Source organism: Micromonospora sp. NPDC003944, assembly GCF_053605225.1.
Map to the genome: position 1 here is coordinate 47,470 of NZ_JBSGIV010000011.1, position 13,262 is coordinate 60,731.

The 13,262-nt window shown below is 71.9% G+C and carries 10 protein-coding genes and 1 pseudogene; 4 read left to right on the forward strand and 7 right to left on the reverse strand.

Annotated features, from left to right (window positions below):
• Positions 1-35: 35 nt before the first annotated feature.
• The 3 genes from ACWER9_RS07865 to ACWER9_RS07875 all read right to left on the reverse strand — a co-directional run bounded on the left by ACWER9_RS07865 (position 36) and on the right by ACWER9_RS07875 (position 3,256).
• On the reverse strand, positions 36-1,055 hold the full coding sequence (locus tag ACWER9_RS07865; RefSeq protein ID WP_452301069.1) for a fibronectin type III domain-containing protein: 1,020 nt from the start codon (positions 1,053-1,055) through the stop codon (positions 36-38).
• Between the two features lie 372 nt (positions 1,056-1,427).
• On the reverse strand, positions 1,428-2,066 hold the full coding sequence (locus tag ACWER9_RS07870) for a response regulator (protein ID WP_452301071.1): 639 nt from the start codon (positions 2,064-2,066) through the stop codon (positions 1,428-1,430).
• Positions 2,063-3,256, reverse strand: coding sequence for a sensor histidine kinase (locus ACWER9_RS07875; protein WP_452301072.1), 1,194 nt, complete (start codon positions 3,254-3,256; stop codon positions 2,063-2,065). Before ACWER9_RS07875 ends, ACWER9_RS07870 begins: the two co-directional genes overlap by 4 nt.
• A gap of 146 nt (positions 3,257-3,402) precedes the next feature.
• Here ACWER9_RS07875 and ACWER9_RS07880 point away from each other — a divergent pair, with 146 nt between their 5' ends.
• Positions 3,403-4,161, forward strand: a complete 759-nt coding sequence (locus tag ACWER9_RS07880; RefSeq protein ID WP_452301073.1) for an ABC transporter ATP-binding protein — start codon at positions 3,403-3,405, stop codon at positions 4,159-4,161.
• Positions 4,158-6,689, forward strand: coding sequence for an FtsX-like permease family protein (locus ACWER9_RS07885; protein ID WP_452301074.1), 2,532 nt, complete (start codon positions 4,158-4,160; stop codon positions 6,687-6,689). The genes ACWER9_RS07880 and ACWER9_RS07885 overlap by 4 nt, the downstream gene beginning before the upstream one ends.
• A 50-nt stretch (positions 6,690-6,739) precedes the next feature.
• Here the strand turns inward: ACWER9_RS07885 and ACWER9_RS07890 are convergent, their stop codons facing one another.
• Positions 6,740-8,353, reverse strand: a complete 1,614-nt coding sequence (locus ACWER9_RS07890; RefSeq protein WP_452301075.1) for a ricin-type beta-trefoil lectin domain protein — start codon at positions 8,351-8,353, stop codon at positions 6,740-6,742.
• Positions 8,354-8,448: 95 nt separating this feature from the next.
• Positions 8,449-8,646 (reverse strand): annotated as a pseudogene (locus tag ACWER9_RS07895) (DUF2000 family protein); the annotation flags it as partial.
• Here ACWER9_RS07895 and ACWER9_RS07900 point away from each other — a divergent pair.
• Entirely contained in the window at positions 8,637-8,810 is a 174-nt protein-coding gene (locus ACWER9_RS07900) for a helix-turn-helix domain-containing protein (RefSeq protein ID WP_452301076.1), read from the forward strand. The pseudogene ACWER9_RS07895 and the gene ACWER9_RS07900 sit on opposite strands and share 10 nt — an antisense overlap.
• Here the strand turns inward: ACWER9_RS07900 and ACWER9_RS07905 are convergent.
• Both ACWER9_RS07905 and ACWER9_RS07910 read right to left on the reverse strand, forming a co-directional pair.
• Positions 8,802-9,635 carry a helix-turn-helix transcriptional regulator gene (locus tag ACWER9_RS07905; RefSeq protein ID WP_452301077.1) on the reverse strand — a complete coding sequence of 278 codons (834 nt, stop codon included), beginning with the start codon at positions 9,633-9,635 and terminating at the stop codon, positions 8,802-8,804. The genes ACWER9_RS07900 and ACWER9_RS07905 overlap by 9 nt on opposite strands.
• Before the next feature lie 276 nt (positions 9,636-9,911).
• Positions 9,912-11,336, reverse strand: coding sequence for an aldehyde dehydrogenase family protein (locus ACWER9_RS07910; RefSeq protein ID WP_452301078.1), 1,425 nt, complete (start codon positions 11,334-11,336; stop codon positions 9,912-9,914).
• 305 nt (positions 11,337-11,641) lie between these two features.
• Between ACWER9_RS07910 and ACWER9_RS07915 the strand changes: the two genes are divergently transcribed.
• On the forward strand, positions 11,642-13,222 hold the full coding sequence (locus ACWER9_RS07915; RefSeq protein WP_452301079.1) for a DHA2 family efflux MFS transporter permease subunit: 1,581 nt from the start codon (positions 11,642-11,644) through the stop codon (positions 13,220-13,222).
• The last annotated feature ends 40 nt before the right edge of the window (positions 13,223-13,262 follow it).

Consider the following 13,262-nt stretch of genomic DNA (forward strand, 5'->3'; position numbering starts at 1 on the left):
ATGTCGCGGCCCACGCCAGACTCCGTACCCGAGTGTTATTCGTCTGCCACCACGCAGACGCCCCCGTTGACGGTGACCTCCTGCGGAGTCTGCGTGCCGCTGGCGACGACTCCCAGCGACACCGTGCCGCCGGGCGGGATCTGCTTGTCGTGGCGGAGGTTGCGCACCCGCAGGTAGCTGCTGTCGCGGTCGACGACCTCCGCGCCCCACAGGCTGCGTAGCTGCTGGCCGGCGTAGAACCGCCAGCTCATCGTCCACCCGTCGATCGGGGTCGGGCCAGTGTTCGTGACCGCGAGACGCGCCACGAAGCCGTCCGGCCACTGACTCACCGTCGACCGGACCGAGCAGCTCGGCGGTGGCGGCAGGGTGGTCACGGTGACCGGCGTGGACAGCGGTGACCGGTTGCCGGCCTCGTCCTTGGCCTGCACCACGAAGGTGTACGGGGTGTTCGGCGTCAACCCGCTGACCTGGGTGCTGTTGCGTGGTGGGTACTGGTACACCTCACTGACCCGGGTGAGGGCGCCGCCGGCGTCGACCTGGAACACCTCGTACCGTTCAAGAGCGACGTTTTCGACCGAGGGGGTCCAGCGCAGCCGCACCACCGTGGCGGTGACGTCGAACGCCACCGGTTGACCCGGCGCGCCCGGCGGTTGGTCGTCCCCCGGTGGCATGGTCAACCGCAGGGGCGCGGTCGACGGCGAGCCGTTGCCGGCCGCGTCGAGCGCCGACACGAAGAAGGTGTACGTGCGCGACGGCCGCAGGCCGGTGATCCGAATGCTGTTGGTGTCGGTCGACCAGGTCAGGCCGTTGTCCTCGAACCGCGCGGAGACCGGATAACGGACCACCCCCACGTTGTCGGTCGAGGCGGCCCAGGTCAGCTCGACCGAGGTGGTGTCGATGGCGACGACCGAGATGGGGCCGGGAGCGCTGGGGCGTTCGGTGTCCTCCGCGGCGTACGCCGGGGTCGCGCCGACGGCCACCAGGGTCACCGCCAGCGCGGCGGCGGCCAGCGCGGCGGCCTTCGACCGGATTCCTCGATTTCGACGATCACGCATGATGATTTCCCCGCCTCGGTCGCGCGCCCACCAGCAGCAATACAGCACTGTCTATGTTAGGTCACCGTGGTTCGGGAGGCTGCCCCGCCGAGGGGCGGACGCTGACTTCGGTGCGAGGATTCGGCTCAGGGCTGGCGCATGATGTGCCGAACGCTGCCTTTGGAGCTGAATCGTTCACGACATCGGTGTGGTCGGTGGTCGGTGCGGTCGGTGTCACCGCTGCGGCGGTATCGCTGGGATCATCGGCCGTGCGGGTCGCCGGGGTCGTCGATTCATTCGCGACATCAGCTCCAAAGCCATCGAGCAGGACACCGTCCCGCCCGCCTCCCGAGAGCCTGACCTGGGACCTCTCACAGCAGACAGGCTGTCTGCTCAGTTGAGGAGACGTCGTTCCCAGGCCCAGGCGGCGATCTCGACCCGGTTGCGGGCGGTGAGTTTCATCTGCACGCTCGCCAGGTGGGTCTTGACCGTGCCCACGGCGATGAAGAGCTGAGTGGCGATCTCGGCGTTCGTCAGGCCCCGGGCGACGAGCTTCACGACGTCGAGTTCCCGTGGCGACAGGCCGCCGTCGTCGCGCGCCGGGGCGGGTGAGCTGAGGTGCTCCAACAGCCGTACCGTGATCGAAGGGCTGATGAGTGCGTCGCCGGACACGGCCGCGCGGACCGCCTCCACCAGCAGGGCCGGGCCGGAGTCCTTGAGGAGGAAGCCGCAGGCGCCGTTGGAGAGCGCGGTGTGCACGTACTCGTCGAGGTCGAAGGTCGTCACGACGACCACCCGGACCGGTTCGACGACGCCCGGCCCGGCGAGCAGCCGCAGGGCCTCGAGACCGTCGAGGCGAGGCATCCGGATGTCCAGCAGCACCACGTCCGGGCGTAGTCGTCGGGCCAACTCGACGGCCTGGACTCCGTCGGCGGCCTCGCCGACCACCTCCATCTCCGGCTGGGCGCCGATGATCATTGCGAAGCCGGTCCGGACCATGGCCTGGTCATCGGCGATCAGCACCCGGATCACCGGACCGCCGCCACCTGCAGCGGGAACGCCGCGTCGAGCACCCAACCACCGGCGACGCCCGGCCCGGCGGTGACCGTGCCGCCGAGGGCACGTACCCGCTCGCTGAGGCCGATGAGCCCGAAGCCGTGCCCCCGGGCCGGCGTGGTGCGCGGCGACGCCCCGTCGTCGGCGACCCGGACCAGGAGCCAGTCCGGGGTACGCCGCACGGCCACGTCCACGGACCGCGCGTCGGGTGCGTGCTGGCGGGTGTTGGTCAGCCCCTCCATCACCACCCGGTACGCCGATGTCGAGACCTCCACCGGCAGTCCGTTCAGGTCGCCGTCGACGTGCAGTCGTGCCGGCGCGTTCGCCGCGCCGTTGAACCCGGTCAGCAGCGGCTCCAACTCGGTGACCCCGGCCAGTGGGGCCAGCGGCGCGTCGGGCGGCGCGTGCGGGTTGCGCAGGATCCCGACCATCCGTCGCATCGAGGCCATCGTCTCGGCGCCGGCATGCTCGATCTGCTCCAGGGCGACGATCACCCGCTGCGGGTCCCGTTCGGCGACGAACCGCGCGCCCTGCGCCTGCACCACGATGCCGGTGACGTGGTGGGCGATGAAGTCGTGCAGGTCCCGGGCGAACTCGGCACGCTGCTCGGCCCGTACCAGCGCGATGGCCCGCTCCCGACCGGCGGCAACGATGCGCAGGTAGAGGCCCACGCCGGCGGCGCCGGCGGCGGCGATCACCTGGAGCAGACCGAAGATCACCAGGAGGCTTTCGGCGCCGGACCGCAGCGGCAGGGCGGCGACGGCGAGGCCGGCGACCACCGCCGCCGCCGGGGCGAGTCGGGGTGCCCCCCAGCGCGCCACCACGAAGACCACCCCGATCAGCCCGGCCGACTCGGCGAGGCCCCAGCTGCCGCCGAGCCCGTAGCGGCCGTCGGGAATGATCACGCTCGCCGCGGTCACGGCCAGTGACGCCGAGGCGAGAATCAGCGCGCCCAGCGGCAGCCGGCGGGAGCCCGGCCGGTGCACCGGCAGCCAGAGCGGCACCGTGGCCACCGCGAGCCCCACCCGCACCAGCACGAGCAGCAGGGCGGTCAGGCCGCTGGGCGAGCTGTACCGGAGGTCGAAGAGGGCGAGCAGCCCGATGGCCACAAGTCCGGCGGCCTGGGCCAGGCGTACCCACCATCGTCGAAGATCCGGCGTGCTCATGGTGACCCAGCGTAGCCAGCCGGACGGAGGTGGCGGATCGGCCGAAAGGCAGACCCGGCGTCGGCGATACCCGGCTCCGGGCCGATGCGCCAAACCGGCGGTGCTGGCGAGGCTTTCCGGGTCACCACGCAGCCACTGGAGGAACGATGACAACCCACGCCCCGCCGGAGACCAGCCACGCCGCGGTCGCCGCGGTCGACCTGGTGAAGGTGTACGGCAGTGGCGACACCGCCGTCCGTGCCCTGGACGGGGTCTCGGTCGGCTTCGGCCGTGCCGAGTTCACCGCGATCATGGGCGCGTCCGGGTCCGGCAAGTCGACACTGATGCACTGCCTCGCCGGCCTCGACACGGCCACCTCCGGTCGCGTCCTGCTCGGCGGAACGGAGCTGACCGGCCAGTCGGACCGGACGCTGACCCGGGTACGCCGGGAGCGGATCGGCTTCGTCTTTCAGTCCTTCAACCTGCTGCCGCAGCTCACCGCCGCGCAGAACATCACCCTGCCGCTCGACCTCGCCGGTCGGCAGCCAGACGCCGAACTCCTGGCGCACCTGGTGCGGGTGCTCGGCCTCGGCGACCGCCTGAACCACCGGCCCAGTGAGCTGTCCGGTGGCCAGCAGCAGCGAGTCGCGCTGGCCCGCGCGCTGGTGGCCCGGCCGGAGGTGGTCTTCGCCGACGAGCCGACCGGCAACCTCGACTCCCGCTCCGGTGCGGAGGTCCTCACCATCCTGCGCGACTCGGCACGCGACCTCGGCCAGACCGTCGTCATGGTCACCCACGACCCGATCGCCGCCGCGTACGCCGACCGGGTGGTGCTGCTCGCCGACGGGCGGTTGGCCGGCGAGATCGACAAGCCGAACCAGGTGTCGGTCACCGACGCGCTGCGTGACCTGGCGGCAGGCGCATGAGGGCGACGGTGCTGCGTACCCAGACGACCGCCGCGGCCCGGCGGCCCGGCCGGCTGATCCTGACCGGCCTGGCGGTCCTTGTCGCGTCGTTCGTGGTCTTCGGCACCGTGCTGGTCCAGCAGATCACCGAACGGACCGTGCGGGACAACCTCAGTGGCACCCCGGCCGTCACCGATCTGGTGATCGGCAGCACCGACGTTCCGCCACCGACGGTGGGGGACCTGCGGCAGATCCGGGCCGTGCCCGGGGTGGCCGAGGCGGTGGCCCGGGTCGCGACCGGGGTCTCCATCGGCGAGGACTACCTCAACCTCCAGGCCGACCCCGGCACCGGCCCGCTCAGCACCGTCCACGTGATCGAGGGCAGCTACCCGGACCAGCCCGGCGAGATCGCCATCACCCCGCGTACCGCCGAGCGGCTCGGGCTCTCGGTCGGCACCACCACCCGCGCCATGGGCGGCGAACTCACCACGCCCGCCCCGCTCACCGTGACCGGCATGGTGGACGCCGCGGCCGACGCCGGCTACGACGCGTACGCCCCGGACCGCGCCGTGATCGCCTGGGCGCGTCTGACGGCTGTGGAGCGCGTCGACGTGCGGGTGGCCCCCGACACCGCGTCGGAGGTCGTCCGCCAGCGGGTGACCACGGCGGTCGCCGGGCAGCCGATCCGCTCCGGCGCCGAGGTACGCGAAGCCGAGGCCAACGCGGCGGCCGAGCAGGTCGGGAAACTCTTCCTCCTGGTCGGCATGTTCGTCTCCATCGCGGTCGTCGCGGCGGCGCTGGTGGTCACCTCGACCTTCCGCATCGTCTTCGCCCAGCGGATGCGGCAGCTCGCGCTGCTGCGGGCGGTCGGCGCGAGTCGGGGCACGCTGGTAGCGGCCCTGACCGCCGAGGGAGCCCTGACCGGGCTGGTGGCCGGCGTCGTCGGGGTCGCGGCAGCGCTCACCCTCGGGTACGCGCTGCCGGCGGTCCTGCGCGCCACCGGCCACCCGGTCTCCTCGCCGGGCCTGCCGCTGGCGGCGGCGGTCACCGTGGTGATCGGTGCCGTCGTGATCACCGTGCTGGCCGTGCTGGCACCCGCGCTCTCCGCCGCCCGGGTCTCTCCACTGGAGGCGCTGCGTACGTCGAGCACCACCGCCGGCCGGCGCGGCATCGGCGTGCTGCGTCTGGTCTCCGGGCTACTCCTGGCCGTCGGCGCGGTCCTGGCGGCGGTCGCGACGATAGGTCTGTTGCCGAGTCCGGAGCAGTCGACCTACGACCCGACGATGCCGCTGCTCCTGCTTGTCGCGTCCGGCGCGCTGGCGTTCTGTGCGCTGGTGGCCCTCGGTCCGCTGCTGGTGCGCCCGGTGCTGGCCGTGGTGGGGTGGCCGCTGCGGCAGTTCGGCCCACTCGGGCGGATGTCGGTCGGCGGGATCGGCGGGGTGCCGCGCCGGGCGGCCGCGGTCTCCGTCGTGGTCGCGCTAGGCGTGACCCTGATCTCCGGGGTGGTCATCGGCGGCGCGTCGCTGCAGATCCTCGCCGACCGGGAGATGGCGCTCTCGGCCCCGACCGACTTCGAGGTCACCAGCAACGGTGGGACGCTGCCGCCGGCGGTGGTGCCCCGGGCCGAGGCGGCCAACGGCGCGCTGGCCCGGGTGGTGCCGTACCGGATGGTCGGCGACGCCACGCTGCTGCGCGGCACCGACAAGCTCGGCCACGTCGAGGCCGGATATCCGACGAGCGACCTGGACGTGGCGGCGTTGCCGACTACCGACGACCTGGACGTCGCCCAGGGCACCCTGGCCGATCGTGGCCCGGGCCGGATCGTGCTGAACAGCTGGGTCGCGCGGGACGCGGGCCTGCGGGTCGGCGACACCGTCGCGCTCGCCGTCGCCACCAGCAGAGTCGACGTGCGGGTCGTCGCGATCCTGCCCGGTGACGGCCCGCTGCACGCCGGCATCCTCGCCGACCCGGCCGACCTGGACCGGCTCGACGTGTCGGCCGCGTACACCGGTCTGCTTGCCGACGCCGCCGGGACCGGCGAGGACGGTCGCACCGCCGGCGTACGGGCCCTGCGCCAGGCGATCGGCGGCAGCGACGGCGTGGGCCTCACCGTGCTCGCCGACGACCGCGACCGCAACGACGCGTTGGTGCGCACCCTGGTCTGGATCGCCGTCGGTCTGGTCGGGCTGACCGTGCTGATCGCGGTCGTCGGCGTGGGCTCGACGACGGCGCTCTCGGTGGTGGAACGGGTCCGCGAGTCCGGGTTGCTCCGGGCGGTCGGGCTGTCCCGGGCCGGCCTGCGAACCATGCTGACCGTCGAGTCCGGCCTGTACGGGGTGATCGGCGCGACGATCGGTCTGGTGCTCGGCATCCCGTACGCCTGGTTGGCGGTGCAGACTCTCGGGATCGAGGCACCGCTGACCGCGCCGCTGCTGCCGCTGACCGGGCTCTTCGTGGCCCTGGTCCTGTTGACCGCGCTGGCCGGGGTGCTACCGGCCCGCCGGGCGTCGCGGGTCAGCCCGGTGGTGGCGTTGGGGGCCGACACCTGAGCACGCCGTGGGTGGCGCCGCGCACTCGGCGCCACCCCACGGCAGCATGGTCAGTTGGGGTTGTTGGCGTGGGTCAGCGTTTCCCAGGCGACGAAGAGGTTGTTCGTTCCGGCCGGACGCTGTTGCAGCGTGAGGGTCTGCGTGTTGGTCATGACGTTGCCCAACCGGTTGCCCATCGCGTTGAAGCCGACCTCGGTGACCGGGCCGAGGCCCCGCGTGAGGCTGCCGCCGCAGAGCCAGGACGGCGGCGCCTCGCCGAGCTGGTAGCGCGAGTGGAAGCCGAGCGCCTGCCGCAGCCGTTCACCGACCTGTGGGTACAGGTCCCGCCCCTGGATCCGCGAGGTCTCCGCGACGTGCGAGATGGCGGAGATCCCGTACCCGGTGTGGACGAAGTCGCGACAGGTCTCCTGGGCGAGGCCGGCGACGAAGGTCGACTGGCCCTGCCAGTAGCCGATGATCTCGGAGCTGGTGTCCAGACCGCTACCGGGCATCGTGTACGGCAACGCGCCGTCGCTGGGCAGGTAGACGAAGGCCCGGGTGCGGTTGAGGAAACGGGTGACCGCCGCGTCGTAGGCGCTCCGGTCCTCCAGGAAGACGGCCATGCCGACGGTGGCCTCCATCATGGTCAGTTCCCAGTTGCCGTTGCTGTTCGAGCCGTTGCGCACCATCGGCAGGTAGACGTTGCGCAGCATGGTGGCGAAGCGGTTGGCGTTGGGCCAGCTGGTGTACGTGTACTTGATGATCTCGGCCGCCCGGGGCCAGACCGAGGCGGCCCAGCCGGTCTGCAGCGGGGCGTTGCTGCCGGTGTGCGCGGTGATGGTGGCCGACCACGCGTCCATGATCTGGATCGACTTCTGCGCGTACCGGGCGTCGCCGGTGATGTACCAGGCCAGCGCGTCGGTGTACGCCGCGATCGCGTCCTCCCGCTCGTCCGTGCAGCCGTTGTTCGGGTTGGAGTAGGAACCGCACTCGACCACCGAACGGGGCGCCGGGGTGCGCGACAGCGAGGCGTACCGGCTGCCCATCATCTGGTTGTAGGCCGCCGCCCACGGCTGCGCGCCGGCCTGCACCCGGCTCCGGACGAAGTCGAGTTGGCCCCGGCTGACCAGCACGCCCGGGTGGGCGAACCCACTCGACGGCGGTGGTGTGGTGCCGCCGCCGGTGGGCAGCGCCCAGGTCTGGTTGGCGGTGCCGGTGCAGCTCCAGATCTGTAGTGGCGTCCCGTCGGCCGAGCTTTGGCCGGTCGCGTCGAGGCACTTGCCCGAGGTCGGGTTGACAAGCTGCCCGGCGCTTGCCGACCACTGCTGCGCCCCGGTGCCGTTGCAGTCGTAGATCTGCACCCGGGCGCCGTTGGCGGTGCTGGCGGCGGCGATGTCGAGGCACTTGCCCAGCGCCCGGATCGTGCCGTCGTCGGCCACCGTCCACTGTTGCGCTGTCGAGCCGTTGCAGGCGTAGAGCTGGACCGGTGTGGCGTTGGCCGGGTTCGCGGCGGCCACGTCGACGCACTTGCCGCCGTACCCGGTGATGGCGCCCGTCGCGGCGGCCGTCGCCGGTGATGCGCCGACGACCAGACCGGTCGGTACGGCGAGCAGGGCCGCGGCGAGCGCGGAGGTCAGTCTGATGCGGGGGCGGCGGGGCGCGAGCCCGGCCAATCGGCGCGCCATGTCGGGTTCCTTCCGGGCGACGAAACAACTGTAAAGTGTGTTAATCATTACAGTCGTACGGACCGATATCAATGTCTTCGTCGCCACGGATGCCGTTACGGGTGCATGGACGCACCCTTGAGCACCTTGTCCACCACGGCGCGGGGCGCGTGCAACGCCAGGCCCACCAGGTCGAGCTTCTCCCGTCCGACCGCCCGCACGGCGGCACGGTTGTCCCGGTCGTTGCCGGTGCCGAACAAGTCGGACGTGAAGATCGCCATCCGCAGACCGCGGGTGAGGGCGCGTGAGTGCGCGGGTCCAGCTGGCGGGTCGCCTGCTCCTCGCCGGGCAGCGGCCCGTCGAGACCGCCGTCGCGGCCGGGTTCTTCGACCAGGCCCACCTGACCCGCCACTTCCGGCGCTACCTGGGCGTCAGCCCCGCGCGCTATCCCGCCCGGAGCGGAAAGTGCTCAGACTAGTTGGCCGCCGATGACGGAGAGCAACCGCAGCTTCTCGTCGCTCGGCGACCCGGGCGCGGCGGTGAAGACCAACAGTGTCTGTGACTGGTCGGGGTCCACAAGGGTCTGGCAGTGCAGCTCCAACGCGCCGACCTCGGGGTGCACGAAGTGCTTGGGCGGGCAGTAGCCGGCGGGCACCGGGTGCTCCCGCCACAGCTGCGCGAACTCGGTGCTCCTGGCCAGCAGGTCGTCGACGAGCGCGGCGGCCCGCGAGCCGCGCCCGTCCCGGGTGTACGCCGCGTGCAGGTGTGCCACGAGCAGTCGACTCTGCGTCTGGTGGTACTCGGCCGGGTGCAGCCGCCGGGCCGTCGGGTCGGTGAACCAGCGGTGGTGCGCGCTGCGCGCCAGCCCGGTGTGACGGGTCTCGTCACCGAGTAGGGCGACGGCCGGCGCGGTCTGCGCCAGGGTCTCGCCGAGGTGGTTCACCACCTGGGCCGGGGTGTCCTGCATCCGGTCGAGGATCCGCATCATCCCCGGGTTGACGTGGTCGGCCCGTACCGCGCGGTGCGGAACTGCGTGTCCGGCCAACTGGAACAGGTGGTCCCGTTCGACGAGCGACAGCCGCAGACCACGCGCCAACGCGGCGAGCATCTGCTCCGAGGGGTGCGGCCCGCGCTGCTGCTCCAACCGGCTGTAGTAGTCGGTGGACATCCCGCTCAACGTGGCGACTTCCTCGCGCCGTAGCCCCCCGGTACGCCGCCGTGGGCCCCTGGGCAACCCGACGTCCTCGGGCTGGAGGGCTTCACGGCGGGTGCGCAGGAAGCTGGCGAGTTGAGCGCGGTCCACGGTGACTCCGATCGGTGGGTGCCGGCAGTCGACCGGCACATCGAGTGCAACACAGCACCCCAAGCCCCCTGTTCCACCCCCGCCCGTGCCCCCGCCCCGCGCCCCGCCCCGCGCCCCGCCCCGCGCCCCGCCCCCGGGGTTTCGCGATCTTGCACTTTCTGTCGAGACATAACGGGTATATCAGCCCATGTCGACGACCGAAAGTGCAAGATCGGCGGGGGCGTAGGGCGGGGCGTAGGGCGGGGGCGTAGGGCGGGGCGCGGGGGCGGGGAGGGGTTAGCGCTGGATGGACTTGGTTTCCAGGAATTCCTCCAGGCCCAGGCGGCCGAACTCGCGGCCGTTGCCGGACTGCTTGTAGCCGCCGAACGGGGCGAGCGGGTTCCAGTGACCGGCGTTCACGTCGACCTGGCCCACGCGCAGCCGTCGGGCGACCGCCAGCGCGTGCTCCGGCTCGCCGAAGACGCCGCTGGTCAGGCCGTACGGCGTGCCGTTGGCGATGGCCACGGCCTCCTCCTCGTCGGCGTACGGGATGATCGTCAGCACCGGGCCGAAGATCTCCTCCTGGGCGATCGCGGAGGCCGGGTCGACGTCGGCGAAGATCGTCGGCCGCACGTAGGCCCCGACGGGCAGTCCCTCGGGCCGCTCCGGGCCGCCGAACACGAGCCGGGCGCCGTCGGCGATGCCCCGCTCGATGTAGCCGACGACCTTCTGCCGGTGGGCTTCGGACGCCATCGGGCCGATCCGGGTGGCCTCGTCGCCGGGGTCGCCGACGGTGTACTGCCTCGCGGCCTCGACGGCCAACGCCACGACCTCGTCCTGCCGGGAGGCGGGCACCAGCATCCGTGGCCACGCGCCGCAGACCTGACCGCCGTTGCTGAACGCCATCATCAGCCCCCGCTCGACCGCGGCCGGCAGGTCGGCGTCGTCGAGGATGATGTTCGCGCCCTTGCCACCGAGCTCCAACGCGACCCGCTTGACGGTCGCCGCGGCCACCGCGGAGATGCGCTGCCCGGCGCGGGTGGAGCCGGTGAACGAGATCATGTCGATGTCGGGGTGGGCGGAGATCGCCTCGCCGACGGTCGCGCCGGTGCCGTAGACGATGTTGAGGACGCCCGCCGGTACGCCCGCCTCGGCGGCCACCTCGGCGAGGATCCGGGCGGTCAGCGGGGCGTTCTCGGACGGCTTGAAGACCATCGTGTCGCCGGCGAGCAGCGCCGGGGCCAGCTTGGAGACGATCTGCTGGAGCGGGAAGTTCCACGGGGTGATCGCGCCGACCACGCCGATCGGCTCGCGGACGATCAGCGAGTTGCCGACCTCCTGGGTCCAGGCGAAGTCGTTGGCCAGGCCGGCGACGGACTCGACCACCGCGGCCGGGAACGCCACCTGGGCGGTCCGGGACATCCCGATCGGGGAGCCCATCTCGGCGGTGATCGCCTGGGCGATCTCCTCCGTACGGGCGGCGAGGCCGGCACCGAGGCGGCGCAGCACGTCCGCCCGGTGCTGCGGGGTGGTCGCCGACCAGGCTGGAAAGGCGGCCCGGGCGGCGGCGACGGCTCGGTCGACGTCGGCGGCGGTGCCGGCCGGGGTCTCGGCGACGACCTCTCCGGTGGCCGGGTTCACGACGGGAAGAGTGCCGGCGGAGCCGGTGACGGTCTCGCCACCGATCCAGTGACCGGCGACGGTGTGGGTGGAAGGTGTCATGGGCCGACGGTCGCACCGCTGCCGAACCCCAACCAGGTGCGGTTCATCCAGGGTTCCGCGATCCCTGGCTGAGGTCGGGCCTTCTCGACGCGCGAGGCTGACCGCCACCCCGACGAGCGGCTGCAATTGGACGGCCGTTCGGATACGCGGCTCACCGGTCACGAAATCCAGCGGCGAATCGTCACACCTGGCGGTTAGTCTGCCTCCGCGCGTCCTGCCCCGGCTCGTCGCGCCCCGCGCCCGGTAGGCGCGGCATCGCCGCCACCGCCCACCATCGGCCGGCCCAATCGACTTCAGGAGAGTTAGTGACACAGCAATCCGTCGCGACATCGGACAAACTCGACGGCGCGGTGCTCAAGGTGGCGGGCGTCGTCGTCCTTGGCGCGATCATGTCGATCCTCGACGTGACGGTGGTCAGCGTGGCGCTGCCCAAGTTCCAGAGTGAGTTCGACGCGTCCTACGCCCGCGTCGCCTGGACGATGACCGCCTACACCCTCGCCCTCGCCACCGTGATCCCGCTCAGCGGGTGGGCGGCGGACCGGTTCGGCACCAAGCGGCTCTACATGGTGGCGCTGGCCCTGTTCACGATCGGGTCCGGGCTCTGCGCCATGGCCGACACGATCGGCGAGCTGATCGGCTACCGGGTCCTGCAGGGCCTCGGCGGTGGCATGCTCATGCCGCTGGGCATGACCATCATGACCCGGGCCGCCGGCCCGCACCGGATCGGCCGGCTGATGGCCGTCCTCGGCATCCCGATGCTGTTGGGGCCGATCGGTGGCCCGATCCTCGGCGGCTGGCTGATCGACACCGCGAGCTGGCACTGGATCTTCCTGATCAACCTGCCGGTCGGCGTGATCGCCCTCATCTACGCGCAGCTCGCGCTGCCGAAGGACGCGCCCGAGCCGTCCGAGTCGTTCGACTTCGTCGGCATGGCCATGCTCTCGCCGGGTCTCGCCCTCTTCCTCTACGGTGTGTCGTCCCTGCCGGAGACCGGCACCTTCGCCGAGCCCAAGGTGTGGGCCCCGATGCTTGTCGGCGGCGCGTTGGTGGTGGCGTTCGTGCTCTACTCGTTCAAGCCCCGGCACCCGCTGCTCGACCTGCGCCTGTTCCGCAACCGCAGTCTGACCATCGCGTCGGTGACGATGTTCGTGTTCATCATCGCCTTCATGGGCGCCGGCCTGCTGTTCCCGAGCTACTTCCTGCAGGTGCGCGGTGAGTCGGCGATGGCCGCAGGTCTGCTGATGGCCCCGCAGGGCATCGGCGCGATGATCACCATGCCGATCGCCGGCACGCTCGCCGACCGGGTGCCGATCGGGCGCACCGTCCCGTTCGCGCTGGGGCTCATCGTCGTCGGGTTCTTCGGCTTCACCCAGGTCGACCCGCAGACCCCGTACTGGATGCTCGGTGGATCGCTGTTCGTGATGGGTCTGGGCATGGGCGGCACGATGATGCCGATCATGACCTCGGCGCTGCGGACGTTGCAGGCGCAGGATGTGGCGCGCGGCTCGACCCTGGTCAACATCCTTCAGCAGATCGGCGGGTCGGTCGGTGCCGCCGTGATGTCGGTGATCCTCACCAACGAGCTGAACGGCTCCCGGCCGATCCCCGGCCTGGTGGACGAGAGCGGCAAGCCGGTCACCGAAGCTGGGCTGGCCATCGCCTCCCAGCAGCGGCCGGAGCTGCTGCAACAGATGCCGGTGGACCCGTCGCTGATCGAGCGCGGTCTCGACTTCGCCGCCAAGTCCTTCGCCACCACGTTCTGGGTCGCGTTCGCGCTCGTCGTGCTCACGTTCATCCCGGCCGCACTGCTGCCGCGCCGACGTCAGCCGGCGCAGCTCGACGACCCGCAGGGCGAGCAGGTCAAGACGCCTGTCGTCATCCACTGACCGACGCCGCCGGGCCCGGCACCCCGCGAGGTGCCGGGCC